The organism is Rhizobium sp. SG570 (assembly GCF_012275345.1).
Taxonomy (GTDB): Bacteria; Pseudomonadota; Alphaproteobacteria; order Rhizobiales; family Rhizobiaceae; genus Rhizobium; species Rhizobium lusitanum.
Map to the genome: position 1 here is coordinate 176,745 of NZ_JAAZQI010000011.1, position 21,947 is coordinate 198,691.

The 21,947-nt window shown below is 62.0% G+C and carries 21 protein-coding genes; 16 read left to right on the forward strand and 5 right to left on the reverse strand.

The features are described from left to right. Positions 1 to 41 precede the first annotated feature (41 nt). Positions 42 to 683, reverse strand: coding sequence for a TetR family transcriptional regulator (locus FHT28_RS22125; RefSeq protein ID WP_037192247.1), 642 nt, complete (start codon positions 681 to 683; stop codon positions 42 to 44). 688 nt (positions 684 to 1,371) lie between these two features. Between FHT28_RS22125 and FHT28_RS22130 the strand changes: the two genes are divergently transcribed. The 6 genes from FHT28_RS22130 (at position 1,372) to FHT28_RS22155 (ending at position 6,715) form a co-directional block, all read left to right on the forward strand. Further along, on the forward strand, positions 1,372 to 1,998 hold the full coding sequence (locus FHT28_RS22130; RefSeq protein WP_246704918.1) for an EF-hand domain-containing protein: 627 nt from the start codon (positions 1,372 to 1,374) through the stop codon (positions 1,996 to 1,998). 413 nt (positions 1,999 to 2,411) lie between these two features. Beyond that, complete coding sequence (locus FHT28_RS22135; RefSeq protein ID WP_312865297.1) at positions 2,412 to 3,029, forward strand: RNA polymerase sigma factor; 618 nt, start codon at positions 2,412 to 2,414, stop codon at positions 3,027 to 3,029. Next, positions 3,022 to 3,471, forward strand: coding sequence for a hypothetical protein (locus FHT28_RS22140; protein WP_112440364.1), 450 nt, complete (start codon positions 3,022 to 3,024; stop codon positions 3,469 to 3,471). The genes FHT28_RS22135 and FHT28_RS22140 overlap by 8 nt, the downstream gene beginning before the upstream one ends. Continuing rightward, positions 3,468 to 3,917: a periplasmic heavy metal sensor gene (locus tag FHT28_RS22145; RefSeq protein ID WP_047638504.1), complete on the forward strand. Its 450-nt coding sequence runs from the start codon at positions 3,468 to 3,470 to the stop codon at positions 3,915 to 3,917. Before FHT28_RS22140 ends, FHT28_RS22145 begins: the two co-directional genes overlap by 4 nt. Before the next feature lie 75 nt (positions 3,918 to 3,992). Continuing rightward, entirely contained in the window at positions 3,993 to 5,492 is a 1,500-nt protein-coding gene (locus FHT28_RS22150) for a DUF1800 family protein (RefSeq protein ID WP_047638505.1), read from the forward strand. A gap of 2 nt (positions 5,493 to 5,494) precedes the next feature. After that, complete coding sequence (locus tag FHT28_RS22155; protein ID WP_168597371.1) at positions 5,495 to 6,715, forward strand: DUF1501 domain-containing protein; 1,221 nt, start codon at positions 5,495 to 5,497, stop codon at positions 6,713 to 6,715. 13 nt (positions 6,716 to 6,728) lie between these two features. On the opposite strand, the gene FHT28_RS22160 is transcribed toward FHT28_RS22155, so the two are convergent. Next, complete coding sequence (locus FHT28_RS22160; protein ID WP_047555045.1) at positions 6,729 to 7,628, reverse strand: helix-turn-helix transcriptional regulator; 900 nt, start codon at positions 7,626 to 7,628, stop codon at positions 6,729 to 6,731. A 243-nt stretch (positions 7,629 to 7,871) separates the two neighbouring features. Here FHT28_RS22160 and FHT28_RS22165 point away from each other — a divergent pair, with 243 nt between their 5' ends. From FHT28_RS22165 to FHT28_RS22200, 8 genes are all read left to right on the forward strand, one after another. Then, entirely contained in the window at positions 7,872 to 9,323 is a 1,452-nt protein-coding gene (locus FHT28_RS22165) for an aldehyde dehydrogenase (RefSeq protein ID WP_168597372.1), read from the forward strand. 79 nt (positions 9,324 to 9,402) lie between these two features. After that, the gene (locus tag FHT28_RS22170; RefSeq protein WP_037192228.1) at positions 9,403 to 10,716 is read left to right on the forward strand and encodes an ABC transporter substrate-binding protein; all 1,314 of its coding nucleotides are present in this window, start codon (positions 9,403 to 9,405) and stop codon (positions 10,714 to 10,716) included. 7 nt (positions 10,717 to 10,723) lie between these two features. Next, positions 10,724 to 11,476, forward strand: a complete 753-nt coding sequence (locus FHT28_RS22175; RefSeq protein WP_047638507.1) for an ABC transporter ATP-binding protein — start codon at positions 10,724 to 10,726, stop codon at positions 11,474 to 11,476. Then, positions 11,473 to 12,201 carry an ABC transporter ATP-binding protein gene (locus FHT28_RS22180; RefSeq protein ID WP_168597373.1) on the forward strand — a complete coding sequence of 243 codons (729 nt, stop codon included), beginning with the start codon at positions 11,473 to 11,475 and terminating at the stop codon, positions 12,199 to 12,201. The genes FHT28_RS22175 and FHT28_RS22180 overlap by 4 nt, the downstream gene beginning before the upstream one ends. Beyond that, positions 12,198 to 13,094: a branched-chain amino acid ABC transporter permease gene (locus FHT28_RS22185; RefSeq protein WP_037192222.1), complete on the forward strand. Its 897-nt coding sequence runs from the start codon at positions 12,198 to 12,200 to the stop codon at positions 13,092 to 13,094. Before FHT28_RS22180 ends, FHT28_RS22185 begins: the two co-directional genes overlap by 4 nt. Beyond that, a complete protein-coding gene (locus tag FHT28_RS22190; RefSeq protein ID WP_168597374.1) occupies positions 13,091 to 14,110 on the forward strand; it encodes a branched-chain amino acid ABC transporter permease in 1,020 nt (339 codons plus the stop codon). The genes FHT28_RS22185 and FHT28_RS22190 overlap by 4 nt, the downstream gene beginning before the upstream one ends. A gap of 41 nt (positions 14,111 to 14,151) precedes the next feature. Further along, positions 14,152 to 14,937, forward strand: a complete 786-nt coding sequence (locus FHT28_RS22195) for a coniferyl-alcohol dehydrogenase (protein WP_168597375.1) — start codon at positions 14,152 to 14,154, stop codon at positions 14,935 to 14,937. Positions 14,938 to 14,963: 26 nt separating this feature from the next. Continuing rightward, the gene (locus FHT28_RS22200; RefSeq protein WP_168597376.1) at positions 14,964 to 16,409 is read left to right on the forward strand and encodes an aldehyde dehydrogenase; all 1,446 of its coding nucleotides are present in this window, start codon (positions 14,964 to 14,966) and stop codon (positions 16,407 to 16,409) included. A 79-nt stretch (positions 16,410 to 16,488) separates the two neighbouring features. Here the strand turns inward: FHT28_RS22200 and FHT28_RS22205 are convergent, their stop codons facing one another. Both FHT28_RS22205 and FHT28_RS22210 read right to left on the reverse strand, forming a co-directional pair. Next, positions 16,489 to 17,319: a p-hydroxycinnamoyl CoA hydratase/lyase gene (locus FHT28_RS22205; RefSeq protein ID WP_168597377.1), complete on the reverse strand. Its 831-nt coding sequence runs from the start codon at positions 17,317 to 17,319 to the stop codon at positions 16,489 to 16,491. 47 nt (positions 17,320 to 17,366) lie between these two features. Further along, complete coding sequence (locus FHT28_RS22210; RefSeq protein WP_168597378.1) at positions 17,367 to 18,938, reverse strand: AMP-binding protein; 1,572 nt, start codon at positions 18,936 to 18,938, stop codon at positions 17,367 to 17,369. A 204-nt stretch (positions 18,939 to 19,142) separates the two neighbouring features. On the opposite strand from FHT28_RS22210, the gene FHT28_RS22215 reads away from it, so the two are divergent. Continuing rightward, positions 19,143 to 19,586, forward strand: coding sequence for a MarR family transcriptional regulator (locus FHT28_RS22215; RefSeq protein ID WP_092573624.1), 444 nt, complete (start codon positions 19,143 to 19,145; stop codon positions 19,584 to 19,586). Between the two features lie 80 nt (positions 19,587 to 19,666). Next, on the forward strand, positions 19,667 to 20,380 hold the full coding sequence (locus FHT28_RS22220) for a FadR/GntR family transcriptional regulator (RefSeq protein ID WP_168597379.1): 714 nt from the start codon (positions 19,667 to 19,669) through the stop codon (positions 20,378 to 20,380). Here FHT28_RS22220 and FHT28_RS22225 read toward each other — a convergent pair. Continuing rightward, positions 20,352 to 21,779, reverse strand: a complete 1,428-nt coding sequence (locus FHT28_RS22225; protein ID WP_168597380.1) for an aspartate ammonia-lyase — start codon at positions 21,777 to 21,779, stop codon at positions 20,352 to 20,354. The two genes, FHT28_RS22220 and FHT28_RS22225, sit on opposite strands and share 29 nt — an antisense overlap. Positions 21,780 to 21,947: the final 168 nt, after the last annotated feature.

A 21,947-nucleotide genomic window follows, 5' to 3' on the forward strand; every position in this document is an offset into this window, starting at 1 on the left:
AAAGAGGAAGGATCCGGCTTTCCCTCCGGATCCTTCTTGATTTAAAGGGCCAATGTCGCCATCCCGCGCGTCTGGACCGACGGGAACCAGGTTTTCAATACCATCTTGATAAACATCTGTCCGCAAGGGACGAGCTGGAAATCGCCCCTGTCGAGCGTCCATTCCGTGATCAACCCGCCGATGACGGCGGTCAGTGAGGAGGCAGCCGTATCCGGCGTCCAGGGTGCGGGTAGCTTCGTGTTCGCATCCATCAATGTAAATATTCTCGCGAAGTGTTCGTGCATATCGTGCCGGAAGGAACTCGCGCGGTTCGTGGTTCCATCGCAGAACGCCATGTCGAGATGCATCATAACCTTCAGCATGCTGCGTTTGCGCGGATCGTACTGAATATCCTCGAACACCGTTGCGATCGCATCCGCCACAAGATCGAGCGGATTGGGCGGCAATTCCTTCGACATCCGCTCGGCCAACTCCTGGAATGGCTGCTGTGCCTCATCCCGGATCGCGAACATCAATCCCTGCTTGTTCTTGAAATGCCAATGAACCGCTCCCCGCGTAACACCGGCTGCTGCGGCTATCTCCTCCAGGCTGACATTTTCGTATCCCTTGTCGAGAAACAGAGCCTTCGCGGAATGTAGGATTTCGCTCCGGGTTTCTGCCGCCTCCTCCTTAGTGCGCCTCATTCGGTTCTCCACATAAGCCAATATTCAAGCTGTGCCCCTTTTTTATATGTCGCTCCATCAACGCCGTTTCGGTACTGGTCCTCCCTTATACCAGCAACAGCCACAACGCAGCAAAGCTTAGATATTCCCTAAAAATCGACGAAGGAAAACGTACTGAGGCGTATTCGTCAAGCTCCTATAAGCCACGCGCAAGTTTCCTTGTGCAGTTTGGGCGTGTTGGGAAGTGCAAAATCGAAAAATGTGCAGATGCCGATAGCGCCATGATGGCGATCGCTCGCCTTGGACATCCTTGAATTCATTACCCTCGGAAACGGCCCATTCGCCCGATCGCAGGGGCATGGCGAGTTTGATCTCCAGCATTCGGCAATCCCATCCGCCCATATCGATGTCGAAGTCAGGCCGCCGCAGTCACGCGATCCGGCATGACATCCTGTTCAGGTCGCGTACGCGTAAAGCATTCAAGTCCCTCTCAACGCTCGTATTCGGAGGCCCCATGACGAGCATTACCTCAGTCTTATCAAATAATTACTATCCATATCGGACATCCCAGTCGACGTCGTCCTCATCGAACGATTCGGTTGCGTCCATACTGTCCGGCAGCTCATCCAGCAGTTCTTCCAGCACGAGCTCGTCGTCATCAACCGACCAATCTCAGATCGCTTCGGCCGAGCAGCTGGTTGCCCAGCTGATGAATATCATCCTCAACTTGCAGTCTGGCAACGGCAGTGACAGCTCCACGTCGGACTCGGAGAGTGATTCCACCAGCGTGACGTCGAGCACTCGGCAGTCTTCCGCGACCAGCAGCCAGAGCAGCAAGCAAAGCGATATGATCCGCGCCATGGATACCAATGGCGATGGCAATATCAGCGAGGCGGAATTCGTTGCCGCTCGTCCGTCCGATGTCAGCGAGGACCAGGCAACGCAGTTGTTCAAAAGCTTCGACACGAAGAACACCGGCTCGCTTACCGAATCGCAGCTGGCAAGCGCCATGCAGTCGGGCCAGCAGCCTCCTCCTCCGCCGCCTCAGGGCAGCCAGTCGAGTGACGACCAGCTCTCCAGCATGTTCTCCTCCATGGATACCAATGGCGACGGCAGTGTCAGCGAAACCGAGTTCGTTGCAACTCGCCCGTCCGACGTGAGCGAGGATCAGGCAACAGCGCTATTCAAGAGTCTCGATACCTCCGGTTCAGGATCGCTGACGCAGAGCCAGTTCGAATCGGCCATGAAGGCGCAACAGCAGCCGCAGATGCCTGATTTCGGCGGCCTTTATGCGTCCACTGACCAGGAGCAGACGGACGAACTGCTGTCCCTCTGATCGAAAGTGACCTTTCGCATCCGATCATGCGAACGGGCCGCCCGCTTGAACAAGAGACGTTGGGGCTTCCCTGTCCAAGCGGGCCGGCTTTTAAAGAACTCCCCCATGAATGAGGCATTCCTGCAGCCCATCCTCTTATGGACGAGGGTCCGACACCGCACGATCTCCGATTCTCTGGAAAGCCGCCTTGTTCTCAGTGCTGCCCGCGACAGAGGTGCCGCGCTCGCAAACGGAAAAGCAAAAATCGATGATATCAGAGCGACGGATTTCGTCGCGCGAAGCGTTCAACCATTGAGAACCTATGCTCGATATCGAAGGGAAGACACGCTGTCGGAGACGTTTCGATCGGATTGGCGTCGCCCGCCGGGACTGACGGATAGGCTAAGTCCCCTTGTCAAACGCAGGGAACGGGGGTGCTATGCGATCATCTCACGAAACCGGGACGACGGCGATTGTCGATGAAATGGGATCGCGTGCCCAGGAGTGGCGACCCGGACGAGGATCTGCTCGGTCGCATCGCTGCCGGTGACGTTCCGGCGATGCGCCTGATGGTCGCGCGGCAGTTGCCGCGGATTCTGTCCGTGGCCACCCGCATGCTTGGCGATGCCGCCGAAGCCGAGGATATCGCGCAGGAAACATTTCTGCGTGTGTGGCGGAACGCCGGAGGCTGGCGCCAGCGCGATGCCCTCTTCAGCACTTGGGTCCATCGCGTGGCGATCAACCTCTGCTACGATCACCTGCGTCGGCGCAAGGATGTGTTTGCCGAGCACCCGCCCGACCTCGAATATGAGGGTCCGGCGCCGGATGCCGGCTTGATGAGCGAGGATGACCCATCGCGGCGCGTGGAGCGGGCCATGCAGATGATTGCTCCCCGGCAGCGCGAGGCGATCGTCCTGGTCTACTATCAGGGGCTGTCGAATGCGGAGGCGGCGGCGATCATGGACGTTAGCGTGGATGCGCTGGAAAGCCTGCTTGCGCGTGGAAGGCGCTCCTTGCAGTTGCTGTTATTGAAGGAACAGAGCGATGGCTGAACATATCGCGGGTCCGATGAGTGCCGAGCGGTTCGCTGAAATGGTCGACGCCTATGGCGGCGACATCGGCCGATGGCCGCAAGATGAGCGCGCGGCCGCACGCGCCCATGCCAGGAGTGCCGAGGCAGCCGGCATGCTCGAACGTGCAGCGGACCTCGATTCGCTGCTCGACACATACGTCCTCAAAGCTGGCCACGAAGGCTTGGACGGCCGGATAGTCGCAAAATTTGTCCACCGCTCGAGGATGAGGAACTTGTTTCGCTTCGGTTCCGCCGGCATCGGTCTTGTCGGCATCGGCATTGCGGGCGCTCTCGCCGGCAGTATCGCCATCGCCATTTTGGCGCCCAGCCTCACGTCGGACACCGTCATCGCATCGGATGGGACCGCCACCATGTTCGGCGATGTCGGGCCGGATGTGGCGATAAGGCAGGACAGCCAATGACAGACCGCAGCTTTCGAATATTGGTCATATCTCTGCTGGTGCTGAACACCTTCCTGATCGGAGCATTGGCAGGCGGAGGACTGACATGGATCCGCAACTCGCAGGCACGCGCCGCCATGATGCCTTTGGCAGGCGAGCAACTGCCTTCGTCGCAGAGGAAAGCGTTGCGCGCGGCGCTGAACGAAGCGCGGAAAGACCAGCGCCCGACCATTCTCGAGGCGCAGCAGGCCAAAATAGATGCTGCGTCCATTCTAGGGCAACCGACATTGGATACGGAGGCACTGTCGGCCGCCTTGGCGCGAGCGCGCAATGCCGACATCGCCCTGCGGACGAAGCTCGAGGAGCGCGCCGTCGATTTCGCGGCAACGCTTTCCTATGACGAACGCCGCGCTCTTGCCGAAAGCCTGATCCGCCGCGGCGCGCCCAAAGCCGCCGCCACAAAATGATCACACTTGCCCACCGACGGATCGGAAAGATGCTCGCGTTTAAGGAGCATGTCTGATGCAGGAGTTGGCAGGAACATGGCTCAGCAATCGAATGATGTTTATGCCGCGCTCGCTCTTTCCCGGTTCGGGCTAGGAGCGGATCATAACGGCATCGCGTCGATCCTGTCGGATCCGCGCGGCGCTTTGCTTGAAGAGATCACCGAACGCTTCGTCCCGGTTCCGGTCGGGCCGCAATTGCAGTCCACAGCCGATCTTCTCGTTGCTCTCTACGCTTTCCAGGAGCAGCGAAAGGAAGCCCGGCAGCAGGCCGTTGTGGCCGTTACACCGCAGCAGGGCAAACCGGCGCCAGCCCCGCAGCAGGGTCCTCAACTCCCCGGATCGACGAGCGCCCAGCCCGGCGCCCAGGAGATGGCAGCGACAATGACCAAGGCGGTCGAGAAGCTGGAGAAGCCTTCGGCCCCCTATCTTCCGCAGCAGATCCTGCTGGCGGAGGCGGATGCACGTTTCAACGGCACCATCCGGCAGCCGCTGATCGGTTTCGGCGAACGGCTGGCCATGTTCTGGGCAAACCATTTCGCCGTCGCGATCTCCAAGAGCGAGGAATGCCACATTCTTGCCGGTGCGTTCGAGCGGGAGGTTATCCGTCCACATGTCTTCGGGCGGTTCTCTGAGATGCTGCTTGCGGTCGAAACCCATCCGGCCATGCTCGGCTATCTCGACAATCAGCAGTCGATCGGGCCGAATTCGAAGGCCAATGCCAACAAGAAGCGTGGCCTCAACGAAAATCTTGCCCGCGAGACGCTGGAGCTGCATACGCTGGGCGTCAATGGCGGCTACACGCAGACCGACGTGACGACGCTTGCAAAGATCATCACCGGCTGGACGGTGGCGCGGGCGGAGGGGAAGCTCGGCACGCCCGGCACGTTCGTCTTCAACGCGGCGGCCCACGAGCCCGGCGACCAGACGTTGCTCGGCTTGACCTATGCCGACAACGGCGTCGGGCAGGGGCGGGAGGCGCTGCGTGACCTTGCCCGCCATCCGGCAACCGCGCAGCATATCGCCACCAAGCTCGTCCGGCATTTTATCGCCGACGTGCCGCCGCCGGCGCTCGTGCAGATGGTTGCGGCAACCTTCACCAAGACGGATGGTGATCTCTCCGCGGTCTATCGCGCCCTGCTCGGCTCTGAAGAGGCTTGGAATCCGACGCTTGCCAAGGTCCGCTCACCGCTGGAATTCATGGCCGCTCTTCTGCGGGCCAGCGGCGAGACGCCGAAGCCGAGTGTCATTCTCGGCACCCTGACCGCCATGGGCCAGCCGTTTTGGGCGCCGGCCGGCCCGAACGGCTTTGCAGACACTGCCGATGTCTGGGCTTCCAGCGAGAGCCTCAGCATGCGGATGGATGTCGCCAATATGATCGCCAATGCGGCATCGCCGCAAGGAGATCCAAGGCGCTTCGTTTCGGACAGTCTCGGCCCGCTTCTCTCAAATGAAACGCTGCAGGCGGTATCGCGTGCAGAGACCCGCAACCAGGGCTTTGCGATCGCCTATCTTTCCCCCGAATTTCAAAGGCGCTGACCATGACTTGCGAACTCATGACTCCCACCCGCCGTGCCGTTCTTGGTGCTTCCGGCGCCTTGTTCGCCTGGGCTTTCATTCCACGCTTCGCCCATGCCGCCGGCGGCCGCGATCCGCGCTTCATCACCATCATCCTGCGTGGTGCGCTCGATGGCCTGACGGCCGTCCCGCCCGTCGGCGATCCGGACTATCAAGCGCTTCGCCAGGCGATCGCCATGACGACGAGCGGTCCTCATGCTGCGCTTCCGCTCGACAGCTTCTTTGCGCTGCATCCGTCGATGCCGAACTTTAATGGCCTTTACCGCGCAGGGCAGGCGGCCGTCGTTCATGCGAGCGCGACGCCCTATCGCGACCGCTCGCATTTTGACGGTCAGGATGTGCTGGAATCCGGTTATGAAACTCCAGGCCGCGTCGATTCCGGCTGGTTGAACCGCATGCTGGAAGGCCTTCCCAAAGGGGACAAGGTTTCGCCCGGTTCATCCGCCATCCGTGGATTGTCGGTCGGCGCGAACGCACCGCTAGTCATTCGTGGCAAGGCGCCGGTGCTCGGTTGGTCGCCATCCAACTTGCAGCCTGTCAGCGATGACCTGCCGCCGCGCCTTATGGATCTCTACAATCACACCGACCCCTTGTTCGCGAAGATCCTCGCCGAGGGTATCTCCACCGGCAAGATCGCAGCCGGCCTCGACGTGAAGGCGCGAGGCGGCCCAGGCGATCCCACCGGGATGGAGCAGATGGCGAGGGGCGCCGCGCGCCTGCTGGCGCAGGATGATGGCCCGCGTGTTGCCGCACTCGCCTTCGAAGGATGGGACACCCATGCCGGCGAGGTGGATCGGCTGAACAAGCTGCTTGTGGGGCTCGACAATGCGTTGGCGGCGTTCCAGCAAGAACTCGGTCCCTCCTGGAAGGATACCGCGATCGTCGTTGCGACGGAGTTCGGCCGCACGGCGCAGGTGAACGGCACCGAGGGTACGGATCATGGCACCGGCACGACTGCCTTTCTCGCCGGTGGTGCGATCAAGGGCGGCCGGGTGATCGCCGACTGGCCCGGCCTCAAGCAGGCGCAATTGCGCGATGGCCGCGATCTTGCCGCCACGACCGACCTGCGCGCGGTGATCAAGGGCATCGCCGTCGATCTGCTCGGTGCTTCGCCTGCTGTATTGACCCGCGACGTTTTTCCCGGGTCCGATCATGTCCTGCCGATGAAGGGGCTGATCGTCTGACGACAGGCTGTCGTTATGGCCAATCTGCATAGCCCGACGACAGGACATGGCTTTCCGCGACTTCGCTCCTGCGGGCGAAGTCGCGATAGGTTGCCGGCGAGAAGCCCGTCTTCTTCTTGAAGAAGTGGCTGAAATAGGTGGGGTCACGAAAGCCGAGGCCGTCGGAAATCTCCTGGACTGTGCGGGCCGAGCGCTCCAGCCGCAATTTCGCTTCCTGCACCACCCGCTCGTGCAACAGCTGCACGGGGGAGCGGCCAAGCGCGCTGCGGCAGATGGAATGCAGGCGATCGGTGGTCACGCCGAGTTCGCGGGCATAGTCCGTCATCGGCCGATGCTGGCGGAACCAGGTCTCCACCAATTGCCGATATCTCTGCAGGATCGATGCGCCGCCGCCGCGCCCGCGCTGTTCGGCTGTTTCCGCGCCGCCTGCCCGCCAAAGCGCCATCAGGATCAGGCGCATATAGGCCGAGATCGCCATCCATGACGCCCGGGAGGGATCGCCAAGCTCCCGAACGAAGCCGGCGACGAGCGGCTGCGCCTCGCCGACGGCATCGGCATCCGGCGCGGCCATGAACCAGGGCTGTTCGCTGAAGATTCTGAGCGCGTAGGATTCCGCCCGGTCTCCGATCGCGTCGACCACGATCTGCGGCGAGGCGCCGATGATGAAACCGGCAGCACCGGCCGCCATATGCAGCTCGCAGTGCGACTGCGGCGGCAGATAAGCAATGGTCGGCCCAAGCAAAGCCCTTTGGTCTTCGCCCTCGAGAATAAGTTTTGCTGTCCCCACCTGCAGCAGGAAAAGGTGGTGGAATTGGGCGTAGAGGCCCTTTTGGAAACGGATCGTGCGAGGTGTCAGCGAGGGCTCGTGCCAATCTCCGCGCGCATGAAGATGGATGCCGCTGTCGAAAACCAACGAGTCCTCCTTCGCATGGCATGACGAGAACGTGGCATGATTGCCAGATATTTGCAATATTAACCCAGAAAATCGCATTCAATCCTCGTCACAACGACGTAATCTCTTCTCATGAGCCTTTGGGAGGAGGTCTCCACGCAAAAGATATGGTTGTTGCGGCTGCATCCCGGCCGCGCTCGACCATGCGCGCTTTCTCCCATTTGGATGACTGCAGGCATGGCCTGCCAAAGAGCGGATGATCGCATGTTCGTGGCAAAATTGCTGATCGATGACGAAGCGCTGGATGCGTCTGATGCATCCACCTTCGAGCGCGTCGATCCGGCGACCGGCGATGTCGCGACCATCGCGCCGGCCGCTTCGGCGGCAGACGCTGCCCGCGCCGCCTGTGCCGCAGCGGCCGCCTTTCCCGTGTGGTCGCAGACCGGGCCGGGCGAACGGCGCGCGCTTCTGAACAAAGCTGCGGACATTTTGACCGCTCGCGCAGCCGACTTTGTCGAAGCAATGGTCGGCGAGACCGGCGCGACCGCGCTTTGGGCGAGGATTAATTGCGGTCTCGGCGCCGACATGCTGCGCGAGGCAGCTGCCATGACGACACAGGTCGCCGGCGAGATCATTCCTTCCAGCGAGCCGGGCAGCCTTGCCATGGCGGTGCGTCAGCCGGCCGGGGTCTGCCTCGGGATCGCCCCGTGGAATGCGCCGATCATCCTTGGCGTGCGCGCCATCGCCATGCCGCTAGCCTGCGGCAATACCGTCATTCTGAAGGCATCCGAACTCTGCCCCAGGACTCATTGCCTGATCGGCGAGGTCCTGCGTGAGGCAGGCTTCCCGCCCGGTGTCGTCAACGTCATCACCAACGCGCCGAAGGATGCGGCCGCGATTGTTGAAGCCTTGATTGCGCATCCGGCCGTGCGCCGGATCAATTTCACCGGCTCGACGCGTGTCGGGCGCCTCGTTGCCGAGGCTTCAGCACGCCACCTCAAGCGCTGCCTGCTCGAGCTTGGCGGCAAGGCGCCGTTCATCGTGCTCGCCGACGCCGATATCGACGAGGCGGTGCGCGCCGCCGCCTTCGGCGCCTTCATGAACCAGGGCCAGATCTGCATGTCGACCGAGCGCATTATCCTCATGGAGGAGATTGCCGACGAATTCGTCGAGAAGTTCAGGGCGAAGGCCGAGACCCTCGTTGCCGGCAATCCACTCGACGGCAATACGCCGCTCGGCACGATGATCAGCGCGGAGGCTGCCAGACGTGTTCGCGCGCTGGTGGACGATGCGACGCAGAAGGGTGCAGTCGTGGTTTGCGGCGGCCAGGCGCGGGGCACGCAGATCGATGCCACGATCATCGATCACGTGACGCCGGCGATGCGGATTTACCGCGAGGAGAGTTTCGGACCGCTCGCCGCCATCATCCGGGTCGACAGCATCGATGAGGCTGTGACGGTCGCCAACGACAATGAATATGGCCTGTCATCGGCGGTATTCAGCCGCGACATCAATCAGGCACTTTCAGTCGCAAGGCGCATCGAGACCGGCATTTGCCACATCAACGAGGCAACCGTCGCGGATGAGCCGCAAATGCCATTCGGCGGCGTCAAATCGAGCGGCTACGGTCGCTTCGGCGGCAAGGCGGCCATCGATGAATTCACCGAGTTGCGTTGGATCACGCTTGCATCGGGTAAACGGGAGTATCCGATCTGAACGGTCGCAAGACGCCAGGTCGGCAAGGACAAGGGCATGCGGAGTAAGAGGGCTCCGACAAAAAAGGGAGGACTATTTCATGACTGGTAATTTCAACAGACCTATTTCCGGCGCCGCACTGACGCGTCGCAGATTCATGACCGCCACGGCAGCGGGCACCGCCGCGCTGGCCTTCGGTGGACGGTCGGCATTTGCCGCCGACGATACGCTGAAGGTCGGCTTCATCAGCCCCCGCACGGGACCGCTTGGTGGCTTCGGCGAGACGGACGGCTACGTTCTGGAGCTGGCGCGCAAGGCGCTGGCAGGCGGATTGCAGGCCGGCGGCAAGACGTGGAAGGTGGAGATCCTCGATCGCGACACGCAATCCGATCCGTCGCGCGCCGGGCAATTGGCAAAAGATCTGATCAACAATCAGGCTGTCGATCTGATGCTGGCGGTCTCGACGCCGGAGACGATCAATCCAGTCGCCGATGCCTGCGAGGCGGCGGGCGTGCCCTGCCTGTCGACGGTCATGCCGTGGGAGGCCTGGTATTTCGGCCGTGGTGCTAAGCCCGGCGCGCCGTCGCCGTTCAAGTGGACCTATCATTTCGGCTTCGGCGTCGGTGAATTCCTCAAGACCTACATTTCGCAATGGAACCTCATCGAGACCAACAAGAAGGTCGGCGTCATGTATCCGAACGATGCCGACGGCAACGCGATCCGCGCCAATCTGGCGCCGGCGCTTGCCAAGGCGGGCTTCACCATCGTCGACCCCGGTGCCTATGAAACCGGAACGACCGACTTCTCCTCGCAGATCGCGCTCTTCCGGCAGGAGGGCGTGGAGATCTTCAACAGCTTCCCGATCCCGCCGGATTTCGCAGCCTTCTGGCGGCAGGCGGCGCAGCAGGGTCTTACCCAGCAGATCAAGATCTGCCAGGTTGCCAAAACAGGCCTCTTTCCATCTGACATTGAGGCGCTGGGCGACCTCGGCATGAACGTCAGCAGCGCCGCCTATTGGCACAAGGCCTTTCCTTACAAGTCATCGCTGACGGGTGTTTCCGGCAATGAGCTGGCCGATGGCTATGAGGCGGCAAGCGGCAAGCAGTGGACGCAGCAGCTCGGCGCCAGCCTGTCGCTGCTCGACGCCGGCTTCGATGTGCTGAAGGCAGCGTCCGACGTCAAGAGCAAGGCAGCGGTTGCCAAGGCGATGAGCACGCTGAAGACCACGACGATCGCCGGCAAGGTGGATTTCACCAGCGGCCCAGTCGCCAACGTCTCTCCGGGGCCGATCATCGGCACGCAATGGGTCAAGGCGCCGGCCGGCTCGAAATTCGCGCTCGACTATGTCGTGACCGAGCACGCTACCGATCCGAACGTGCCTGTCGGCGCCAAACTCATCGCTTACAACGGGTAACGGCATCGTGCAGGTCAAAGAGCAACAGCGGCCGGGACAGGACTTTCTGGCGGCCAAGGGGATCCACAAGCGCTTCGGGGCGCTTGTGGTTCTGGAAAATCTCGATTTTTCAATGGGCGATGGCGATGCCGTTGGCATCGTCGGCCCGAACGGGGCTGGCAAGACGACGCTCCTCAGCGTGCTGGCCGGTGCATTTCCACCGAATGCCGGAACCATCACCTTCGGCGGACAGAACGTCACGGCGCTGACGGCGGCCGACCGCTGCCGCTCCGGTCTCGTCAGGACGCACCAGATCCCGAAGCCCTTCAGCGGTATGACGACGTTCGAGAACGTCTTTGTCGCTGCTTCGCACGGCAAGACATCCGGTCGCGACGAAGCCTATGGACGCGTCGTCGATTCCCTGCGGCTCTGCGGCATGCTCGGCGTTGCCAATCGCCGCGCCGATACGCTCGGCTTGCTCGATCGCAAGCGGTTGGAACTTGCGCGGGCGCTTGCGACCGGTCCCCGGCTGCTGCTGCTCGACGAGATCGGCGGCGGGCTGACCGATGGCGAGGCAAGCGAGCTGGTGGAGACCATTCTCGAATTGCGCCGCCGCGGCATCGGCATCGTCTGGATCGAGCATATCGTCCATATCTTGCTGCAGGTCGTCGAACGGTTGATCTGCATGGATGCCGGCAAGATCATTGCCGACGGCAATCCGAAGACTGTCATGAGCGATGCCGAAGTCGTGCGCGCCTATCTTGGAGGAGCGCCCGTATGAGCACGCTTTCCATTCGAGATCTGGATGTTCGCCATGGTCTGTTGCAGGCGGTGCGCGGCGTGAGCTTCGACCTTGCCAAGGGCGACGTGCTCGCGCTCGTGGGTGCCAATGGCGCCGGCAAGACGACATTGCTGCGCTCCATCGCCGGTGCTCATCTTCCGGTCGGCGGCCAGATCCTTCTCGACGGCGAGGATGTCACCGCCGTTCCCTCACACAAGCGCATCGTCAGGGGCATTGCCCTGGTGCCGGAGGGACGGCGGCTGTTTTCGCAGATGACGGTGGAGGAAAATCTGCTGCTCGGCAAAAGCGCCGGCCGCAAGGGGGAGTGGACGGTCGAGCGGGTCTTCGACGCCTTTCCGAACCTGAAGCCGCGCCGCCATGCCAAGACCGGACATCTCTCCGGGGGCGAGCAGCAGGCGACCGCGATCGGCCGGGCGCTGATGAGCAATCCCGACATTCTGCTGCTTGACGAAGTGTCGCTCGGCCTGTCGCCGCTGGTGGTCGACCGCGTCTATCAGCAGCTTCAAAGCCTGTTGTCGTCGGGCACGACGATTATTCTCGTCGAACAGGATCTGACCCGGGCAATGAGCGTCGCAAGCCGTGTCATCTGTATGCTCGAAGGCCGCATCGTGCTCGACAGGCCGGCAGCCGGCGTGACGCGCGAGGATGTCACCCGGGCCTATTTCGGACTGCATCGGGCAGCCGCTGAAAGGAGCGCGTCGTGATCAACACCTTGCTTCAAGGCGTCCTGCTCGGCGGCTACTACGCCGTCATCGCCTGCGGACTGTCCTTTATGTTCTCGGTCATGCGCATCATCAATCTCGCGCATGGCAGCCTTGCCGTCGTGGCCGCCTACGGTCTTTGGCTGCTGGCGTCCAAACTCGCGATCCCACCCTTTGCCGGCCTGCTGATCGTACTGCCCGTCATGGCCATGCTTGGCTGGCTGTTGCAGAGGTTCGTGCTGGAGCGCAGCGCGCGCGGCGGCACGCTGCTGCCGATCCTGACGACCTTCGGTCTGTCGATCGTGATCGACAATCTGCTGTTCGAACAGTTCGGAGCCGACACGCGCTCACTCGCGCCGTTCATCGGCAATCTCTCCTACGCCTCCTGGCAATTGCCCGGCCATATCTTCGTCGGCAAGCTTGCCGTGCTGATGATGGTGACCGCCATCGTCATCCTCGGGGGCCTTCAGTTCTTTCTCAGCCGTTTCGCGCTCGGCCGCTCGATCCGGGCCACGGCGGAAGATCCGGATACCGCAGGGCTTGTCGGTATCGATGCCCGTAGGGTCAACGCGGTTGCGACCGCGATCACCATGGTGACCGTCGGCATCGCCGGCGCATTCTTGGCGATGCGGGCGACCTTCAATCCCTATTCGGGCGGGCCGCAATTGCTGTTTGCCTTCGAAGCGGCTGTCATCGGTGGCGCCGGCTCGCTATGGGGAACCCTGCTTGGCGGCATCGTTCTCGGTCTGGCGCAATCGATCGGCGCCCAGATTCATCCGCAAGGCTTCCTGATCGGCGGCCACATCGCCTTCCTGCTCGTCCTCTTCGTTCGGCTCCATCAGTTCGGCATGCCCGGACTCGGCAGGATCCGCGCTCTTCTTCGGAGCCCGACATGACCGTGATCGCACCCGGAATATCCGTCGAACGCTGGACGGCTTCGTCCCGCCTGACATTGGCTGTGATGACAGTCGTGGCGATCCTGCTGGCGGCCTCGCCTGCCTTCATGGGAGCCGGCGTCATCGACCGGATGACGGCTCTCTTCATCTACGTGATCCTCGCCGCCATGTGGAATGCCCTGGCGGGCTTCGGCGGCCTCGTTTCCGTCGGCCAGCAGGTCTTCTTCGGCCTCGGCGCCTATTTCACCATCCGTCTGGCTGATGCAGGGCTCGATCCCTTCGTTTCGCTCTTCGTCGCTGCGATCGTCACCGGCATTCTTTCGGTTCCGCTTTCATGGTTCATGCTGCGGCTGAAGGGCGGGGAGTTTGCGATCGGCATGTGGGTGATCGCCGAGCTCGCCCATCTGCTCGTCAATCTCGACCGGCTCATCCAGGGGGAAACGGGCACCTCGCTCATTGCACTGAACGCCTATGACAGCGGCACGCGGCGGGTGACGATCTACTGGCTGGCGCTTGCCGCGATGATTGCCCTGCTCGGCGCCCTCTTTGCCCTCATGCGCAGCCGCGCCGGCGCTGCGATGCAGGCGATCCGTGACAATGAGGATGCGGCAACCTCCGTCGGCGTGCGGGTTGCCGCCACCAAGAGATTGCTCTTTGTGCTGGCTGCCTTCGGGATCGCCGTCGCCGGCGGTCTCTGGCTGGCAACGGCCACCACCTTCCAGCCGAAGACCTATTTCAGCGTGCAGTGGACCGCTTATATGATCTTTATGGTGCTCGTCGGCGGCATCGGCAAATTCGAGGGGGCAATCCTCGGCACTGTGCTCTTTTTCGTCATCGAGACCGTCTTCGGCGGAACGGGGGTCTGGTATCTGGTTGGCCTCGGGGCCGCAGCGCTGCTCTTCTCCCTCTATCTGCCACAGGGCCTCTGGGGCGCGATCGAGCGACGGTTCGATCTGCAACTGCTGCCCGTCGGCTACCGGCTGACGTTTTCGGATCTCTTCAAAGACAAACAGTAGCGGCGACGTCCGTCGTCGCATTTCATGAGAAAGGTGAAATCATGCTTTTCGGCAAGACCATCCTCGTCACTGGGGTCGCTTCGGGTATCGGCGCGCGCACCGCCGAACTTGCGGGGCAGATGGGCGCTGACATTATCGGCGTCGATGTCCGCGAGCCGTCGTCGGGCATCAGTTCCTTCATCAAGGGCGATATCTCGACCGCCGAAGGCGTAGCGGACATCGTCCGCCAATTGCCCAACCGCGTCGATGCTCTGGCCAATGTCGCAGGGCTTTCCGGAAGCACCGGCGTCGCGGCAACGCTTGCAGTCAATTTCTACGGTTTGCGTACGCTTTCCGAGGCGGTCGCACCCCGCCTGCGCGAGGGCGGGGCGATCGTCAATGTCGCCTCGATCGCGGGCTATGGCTGGCGCGCCAATCTGGAGCGAACAAAGAAGCTGACGGCAATCGAAGGCTTTCCTGATGTCGCCGGTCTCGTCGCTGAGCATGGTTTGAAGAACGAAGAGGGCTATCCGCTGTCCAAGGAGCTGCTGCTGCTCTGGACCATGCGGGCCGCACATCAAGCGCTCTTCAAGGATCGCGGCATTCGCGTCAACGCCGTCAGCCCTGGTCCCGTCGAAACGCGGATCCTCAAGCAGTTCCGCGCCGTGCTTGGCGACGCTCGCGTCGACAGCGATATCACGCGCGTCGGCCGGGCGGGTACCTCAGCCGACATCGCCCCTGCCATCCTGTTCTTGTGCTCGGACGGTGCGCGCTGGATCAATGGCGCCAATCTCCCCACCGATGGCGGGCTTGAAGCCTCCATCAATGCCGACGTGCTCGGCTTCTAGATATTATTCGCATCAGGAGACAAGAGATGAACATTTCCCTTCTCATCAACGGCGTCGACAGGCCGGCCGCCAGCGGCCGGACCTATGACCGTCTGGACCCCTTTACCGAAAAGCTGGCAAGCCGGGCACCGGCGGCCGGCCTCCGGGACGTGGCGGCTGCGATCGAAGCCGCATCCAACGCCTTCCCAGCCTGGGCGAGCACCGGCCCCGGCCAGCGCCGCGCGATCCTGGCAAAAGCGGCCGATATCATGGATGCCAAGGTCGGCGAGTTCACGACGCTGATGATGGAGGAGACGGGAGCGACCGCGCCCTGGGCCGGCTTCAACGTCATGCTTGCCGCCAATATCCTGCGCGAAGCGGCCGCCATGACGACGCAGATCGGCGGCGAGATCATTCCTTCCGACAAGCCCGGCACGCTCGCCATGGGCATCCGCCAGGCGGCCGGCGTTTGCCTGGCGATCGCGCCCTGGAATGCGCCTGTCATCCTGGCGACGCGGGCCATTGCCATGCCGATCGCCTGCGGCAACACGGTGATCCTGAAGGCTTCCGAACAATGCCCCGGCACGCAGCGGCTGATCGCGACGGCCCTGACGGAAGCAGGCCTGCCGGCTGGCGTCATCAACGTCATCACCAATGCGCCCGAGGATGCGCCCCGGATCGTCGAGGGCCTGATCGCGCATCCCGCAGTGCGCCGTGTCAATTTCACCGGCTCGACCAAGGTGGGCAAGATCATCGCTGAACTCAGCGGCAAGCATCTGAAACCGGCTCTGCTGGAACTCGGCGGCAAGGCGCCGCTGGTGGTGCTCGAGGATGCCGATATCGATGGTGCCGTCAACGCGGCAATCTTCGGCGCCTTCATGCACCAAGGCCAGATCTGCATGTCGACCGAGCGCATCATCGTGCATCAGGCGATCGCCGACGCCTTCGTCGCCAAGCTTGCGGCGCGCGCCAGCGCGCTGCCGGCGGGCGATCCGCGCGGCCATGTGGTGCTGGGTTCGCTGATCAGCCTCGATGCAGCCAAGAAGATGGAGGAGCTGATCGCCGACGCGCAGGCCAAGGGAGCCAAACTGATAGCCGGCGGCAAGCGCAGCGGAACGGTGGTGGAGGCGACGTTGCTCGATTTCGTCACACCGGATATGCGCGTCTATGCGGAAGAATCCTTTGGGCCGGTGAAGCCGATCATTCGTGTGGCAAGCGAGGATGAGGCGGTACGGATTGCCAACGACACCGAATACGGCTTGTCGTCGGCCGTCTTCAGCCGCGACGTACAGCGCGCGCTTGCCGTTGCCGGACGCATTCAGTCCGGTATTTGCCATATCAACGGCCCGACTTTGAACGATGAAGCGCAGATGCCGTTCGGCGGCGTCAAGGGCAGCGGCTACGGCCGCTTCGGCGGTAAGGCTGCGATCGCCGAATTCACCGATCTGCGCTGGATCACCATCGAAGATTCCGCGCAGCACTATCCCTTCTGATCAAACGACGTTGCGGCGGCCAGTTCCCGCTGGCCGCCGCGAATTATAGCATCAATCCATGTATTCGCGCCGACAACGGCTACCGCTTGTAGGCACCAAGACCCGGCCGATAGGCCTTGTCGTCGAGGAACTGCTTGAGGCCCTCGTCGCGTCCTCCCGTTTTGTCGAGAAACAGCATCTGCTCGAGCTTGGCATAGATGTAATCATCGGCCAGATCCCAGGGCAGATTGCGCACGCGCTTGAACGTGTCCTTGGCGGCTTTGAGCACGACCGGGTTCTTCTTGAGGAGGATAGCGCAAATAGCGCGCACGCGGATTTCGAGCTGTTCCAGCGGCACGGACTCGTTGACGAGGCCCATGTCGCGGGCCTTCTGTCCGCCAAAGGTTTCTCCGGTCATGATGTAGTAGAGGGAGTCGCGGTGGTTCATTACTTCGGCAACGGCGCGGGTAACGTTGCCGCCGGGCAGGATGCCCCAGTTGATTTCGGAGAGGCCGAAGGTTGCTTCGTTGGCTGATATCGCGAGATCGCAGGCGACCAGCGGCGTGAAGGCGCCCCCGAAGCACCAGCCGTTGACCATGGCGATCGTCGGTTTCTCGAAATACATCAGCCGGCTCCACCAGCCGCCGGATTGCCGGCGGCTCTTCAGCGTCGCATCGCGCGGCTTGCCGTCATTGTCGCGGAAGTATTCCTTGAGATCCATGCCGGCCGACCAGGATGAGCCTGCTCCGCGCAGGACCAGAACGCCGCACCGCTCATCGCCTTCAAGATCGTCCAGGACTTCGAGCATGCGCCTGTTGAGCGCAGGATTCATCGCGTTGCGTTTATCGGGGCGATTCAACGTCACGAAGGCGATGCCATTGTCGAATTCGACAAGCACCGGATCGGCCGTGGTCTTCTCAATTTCCGTCATCTGTCTCTCCTGCTCATCTTTAGTGTTTCAGTCATGCCTGCCGACCGTCAAAACGGCTTCGGATCGGTGTCGGTATGTGATTGTCTGAGGATATGCTTTTGCGCCTTGCCGGATGCGGTGCGCGGAATGGCTTCAAGGAAGATGACGCGTAGCGGGCGCTTGTAGGTAGCAAGGCGGGCTGCGCAGTGGCTGAGAATGTCCTCGGCAAGCACTTCGGGGGAGGCCGGTACGACGAAGGCCACGCCGCTCTCGCCCCATCGCGGATCGGGGATGCCGATGACGGCGACATCACGCACGGCCGGATGCGTTGCGATGACAGCTTCGACCTCGGCCGGGAAGACATTCTCGCCGCCGCTGATATACATGTCTTTCAGCCGGTCGGGTATGTAAAGCAGACCGGTTTCGTCGCGCCTGCCGAGATCGCCGGTTCGATACCATCCGTCGACGAAGGCGCTGGCCGTTTCCTTCGGCTTGTTCCAGTAGCCCGGCGTCACAGCCGGCCCGCGCAGCCAGATCTCGCCGACGTCGCCATCGGCGGCATCGGTTCCATCCGATGCCAGGAGGCGAACCTCGGTTAGCGGTGCGGCAAAGCCGACGCTGCCGGGATGGGCCGATATCATGTCCTTGTCGAGCGGCATGTGCAGGACGGTGCCGGCCTCGCTCATGCCATAGCCGTTGACGAGGGCAACGCCGTCTTCGAGGAAAGACTCAATCAGGGCAGGCGAAAGCGGAGCGCCGCCGATGAAGATCGCTTTCAGAGCCTCCAAGGCAGCGGGATTCCAATGGGGCGATGCGCGCAATGCCGAGGCCATCTGGGGAATGGCGAAATAATGCGTTATGCCGAGGGCCGTATCGCCGAGGACAGAGAGGGTTCGCTCAGGCTGGAAGCGGTCCGAGATGACCAGCCGTCCGCCCATGAGAAGCGTCGTTCGTGCGATCGCGATGATGCCGATCGTGTGGAAGAACGGCAGGTCGCAGAGGGTGACGGATTGCGACGTCACTTCTCCGACTAGCGCGAAATTGATTGCCGAGAAGAAGGCGTTGCGCCTGGTGATGATCACGCCCTTCGGAGTACCGGTCGTGCCTGACGTGTAGAGGATGATGCAAGGCGTATCCGCCGCAATTCGCCCGCCGGCACGAGGGCGCGCGCCCTGCAGACGAGCAAGAAAACCAGCCTCACCCTCCACGACCAGCTTTGGTGGCAGGAGGGGGCCGGTCTCGCCGGCGATTTCGCTGAATTCCCGATCCACGATCAGCATGTGCGGGCGGCAATCGGCGAGGATCTGCTGAAGTTCGGTTGCGCTCAAACGCCAATTGAGCGGCACGAAGACCGCGCCGAGGCGCTGGCAACCGAGGCATGCGATGATTTCGGCAATCGAGTTGCGGCCAAGATAAGCGATGCGCGGATGATCCTCGCCGCCCGGCAGGACCTTTGCCAGCAACCCGGCGCAGCGTGAGACCAGTTCATTCAGCTCGCCATAGCTCAGATGCCGGCCTGTCGCCACCTCGATCACCGCCGGCCGGTTCGGGCTGACTTTGGCCCGAAAGACAAGCGGATCGTCGGTCTCCAACCCCACCGCGCCGATTGCCTCACCTATGTGCTGCGAGACCTGTTGCATTCGCTCCTCCACCTCGCCACTCCCGTAGCGAAATTTGTATGCAACACATACAATATTTTACCTGCTCTCCTCAAGGGAAATTTGCTGCCGGCATGGAATTGTGCTTCTAAGACTGCCAGGCGCATTGACTGTGCCGGGCAGGGAGGAGTGATGGCGGTCGGAAATCGTGGGGAAAAGGCGCAGAGGCAGGATGGCGCTGACGACATGCGCCGGATTGACACCAGCTCCTTGGAGGACATCCTCGGATTTCACCTGCGCATGGCCAATGTTGCGCTTTATCATGATTTCTCGCGAGCCATGGAAGACCTTGGCCTGACGCAGAAGCAGGTCGCCGTGCTGGAACTGATCGCGCAGAACGAGGGGGCGAGCCAGATCGATATAGCGGCAACTCTCGGTATGGATCGTGCGACGATGATGTCGCTCGTCAATAGGTTGGAGGATCGCAATCTGGTTGCGCGCCGCCCGTCTCCTGTCGACCGCCGTCGCCAGCAGCTGATCCTGACGGGCGAGGGTCAGGAGATCCTTGCAGCGTGCCGCGATCTGATCGCGGCCCATGAGCGGAAATTCACCGGGCGCTTCTCCAAAGAGGAGCTGAAAACCTTTGTCGGCTTTCTGAAACGCGTCTATGCCGGCGACAGTTCGGGTTGAGGCTGGCGCGCCGGGACAGGGGCTGTCTTTCCAAGCCTCGTTTGTTGACAAGCATGGAATGTTTATAAAGGTTGGGTGTCATGAGTGAGGTGGCTGATTGGTTATCTTATACAAGGCCGATCAGTCGGAAGAACGCCGCTGAGGCGGTGTTCGACGATATTCGTTCGGCAATTACATCGGGACGGTTGGCGGTTGGGACGCGGCTGCCCGCCGAGTCGCAGCTTGCCGGACACTACGGGGTGAGCCGCCCCATCGTCCGCGAGGCGCTCCGCTCGCTGCAGACCTTGGGTTTCACGCAAACCCGCACCGGCAGCGGCACCTTCGTGGTCACCTCCACGCCCAGTCCGGAGTTGCACTATGGCGGCTATTCCGCGCGCGATCTGATCGAGGCGCGGCCTTTCATCGAGGTGCCGGCGGCCGGTTGGGCGGCGCTGCGGCGCACGGACGCGCAATTGGCGCGATTGCTGGGACTATGCGACGAGATGGACAGGCAGGAAGACCCCTATAAATGGGTGCAGCTCGACTCTGAATTTCACAGCATGATCGCAGAGGCCTCCGGTAATGCCGTATTTGCAAAGATCGTTGCGGATGCCCGCGACGCGCTGATGCGCCAATCGGAACTGGTCAACATGATGGCGCAGCGGCGTGTGGCCTCGAATGTCGAGCACCGCCAGATCGTCGAAGCGATCTTGGCGGGCTCGGAGCAGGCGGCCATCGCAGCGATGGAGGCCCATCTCGGTCAGGTCGAGCGCGTGGTGACGACCATCATCGGCGAGGATCAGCCGCAGCGTTGACCACAATGGGCAGGTTGGCGAGCCTTTCCGGCCGGAGCGCCTCGAAAAGTTGCTCGGCGGTCAAATGGCCATGCTGCAGCACGATTTCCGGCACGGTACGGCCGGTTGCCAGCGCCTCACGGGCAACCTGTGTCGCCGCCTGATAGCCGATCAGCGGGTTGAGCGCTGTCGCAAGGCCGAGCGATTCCTGCAGACGCTGTGCCATGATGGCGGGATTGGCGGTGATGCCGTCGACGCAACGTTCGGCAAGGATATGGCAGGCCGCAGTCAGATGCGTGATGCTCTCCGACAGCGAGCGCACGATGATCGGTTCGAAGGCATTGAGCTGCAGCTGACCTGCCTCTGCAGCCATGGTCACGGTGATGTCGTTGCCGATCACCGAGAAGGCGACTTGGTTGGCCATCTCCGGGATCACCGGATTGATCTTGCCCGGCATGATGCTCGATCCGGCCTGCATGGCCGGCAGGTTGATCTCGCCGATGCCAGCTCGAGGGCCGGAAGACAGCAGACGCAAATCATTGCAGGTCTTCGACAATTTGACGGCCACGCGCTTCAGCACACCCGACAGATGGACGAATGCGCCGGGATCCTGCGTGGCTTCGATCAGGTCGCTAGCTGTCACAAGTGGACGTCCGGTCAATCGCGCGAGATGAGCGCAGGCAAGTGCTGCATAGCCGGCCGGCGCATTGAGGCCGGTGCCGATGGCGGTCGCGCCGAGGTTGACCTCGTGCAGAAGGGCAGCGGATTCGATGAGGCGGGATCTGTCTTCGCCAAGCATCACGGCAAAGGTCCGGAACTCCTGGCCGAGCGTCATCGGCACGGCATCCTGCAATTGGGTGCGGCCGACCTTCAGGATGCTGTCGAATTCCTTGGCCTTGCGTTCGAAAGCCTCCTGCAGCATCTGCATCGCCGCCGCAAGCCCGTCGATCGCTTCGATCAGCGCGACATTGACCGCCGTCGGATAGGCGTCATTGGTCGACTGGCTGAGATTGACGTGATCGTTCGGATGAAGGCGGGCATAGTCGCCTTTGGCGTGGCCGAGGAGTTCGAGCGCTCGGTTGGCGATGACCTCGTTGGCGTTCATGTTGGTGGAAGTGCCAGCGCCGCCCTGGATGACATCCACGACGAATTGCTCATGAAGCTCGCCGGCACGAATCTCGCGGCAGGCCCGCACGATGGCGTCGAGCCTTTCCTTGTCGAGCAGGCCAAGCTCGTGATTGGCAAGGGCGGCGGCCTCCTTGACGAAGGCAAGTCCACGGATGAGATGCGTGTAACGTCCGATCGGCGTGCCCGTCACCTGGAAGTTTTCCAAGGCTCTGGCGGTATGCACCCCCCAATAGACAGTGGCCGGAATATCCTTCGAACCCAGCAAATCATACTCGCTTCGCGTCGTGTCCACATTATCCTCCTATGGCGTAGATCGAGCTAAATCTGTCAAGCTGTATGACAGATTTAAGGAGCTGTTATCTGCTGCGGCAAACAACGTCAATAAGCCAGTGCGCGACTTGACCTCCGCCCCACAAAATGTCTATGAGGAAAAATCTGTCATACAGCATTACAGGATGGC

Bases quoted from the DNA above. Each gene is read 5' to 3' on its own strand.
- FHT28_RS22125 (WP_037192247.1), bottom strand. From the start codon at position 683: ATGAGGCGCACTAAGGAGGAGGCGGCAGAAACCCGGAGCGAAATCCTA.
- FHT28_RS22130 (WP_246704918.1), top strand. From the start codon at position 1,372: ATGAATATCATCCTCAACTTGCAGTCTGGCAACGGCAGTGACAGCTCC.
- FHT28_RS22140 (WP_112440364.1), top strand. From the start codon at position 3,022: ATGGCTGAACATATCGCGGGTCCGATGAGTGCCGAGCGGTTCGCTGAA.
- FHT28_RS22145 (WP_047638504.1), top strand. From the start codon at position 3,468: ATGACAGACCGCAGCTTTCGAATATTGGTCATATCTCTGCTGGTGCTG.
- FHT28_RS22150 (WP_047638505.1), top strand. From the start codon at position 3,993: ATGGCTCAGCAATCGAATGATGTTTATGCCGCGCTCGCTCTTTCCCGG.
- FHT28_RS22155 (WP_168597371.1), top strand. From the start codon at position 5,495: ATGACTTGCGAACTCATGACTCCCACCCGCCGTGCCGTTCTTGGTGCT.
- FHT28_RS22165 (WP_168597372.1), top strand. From the start codon at position 7,872: ATGTTCGTGGCAAAATTGCTGATCGATGACGAAGCGCTGGATGCGTCT.
- FHT28_RS22170 (WP_037192228.1), top strand. From the start codon at position 9,403: ATGACTGGTAATTTCAACAGACCTATTTCCGGCGCCGCACTGACGCGT.
- FHT28_RS22180 (WP_168597373.1), top strand. From the start codon at position 11,473: ATGAGCACGCTTTCCATTCGAGATCTGGATGTTCGCCATGGTCTGTTG.
- FHT28_RS22190 (WP_168597374.1), top strand. From the start codon at position 13,091: ATGACCGTGATCGCACCCGGAATATCCGTCGAACGCTGGACGGCTTCG.
- FHT28_RS22195 (WP_168597375.1), top strand. From the start codon at position 14,152: ATGCTTTTCGGCAAGACCATCCTCGTCACTGGGGTCGCTTCGGGTATC.
- FHT28_RS22200 (WP_168597376.1), top strand. From the start codon at position 14,964: ATGAACATTTCCCTTCTCATCAACGGCGTCGACAGGCCGGCCGCCAGC.
- FHT28_RS22205 (WP_168597377.1), bottom strand. From the start codon at position 17,319: ATGACGGAAATTGAGAAGACCACGGCCGATCCGGTGCTTGTCGAATTC.
- FHT28_RS22210 (WP_168597378.1), bottom strand. From the start codon at position 18,938: ATGCAACAGGTCTCGCAGCACATAGGTGAGGCAATCGGCGCGGTGGGG.
- FHT28_RS22215 (WP_092573624.1), top strand. From the start codon at position 19,143: ATGCGCCGGATTGACACCAGCTCCTTGGAGGACATCCTCGGATTTCAC.
- FHT28_RS22220 (WP_168597379.1), top strand. From the start codon at position 19,667: ATGAGTGAGGTGGCTGATTGGTTATCTTATACAAGGCCGATCAGTCGG.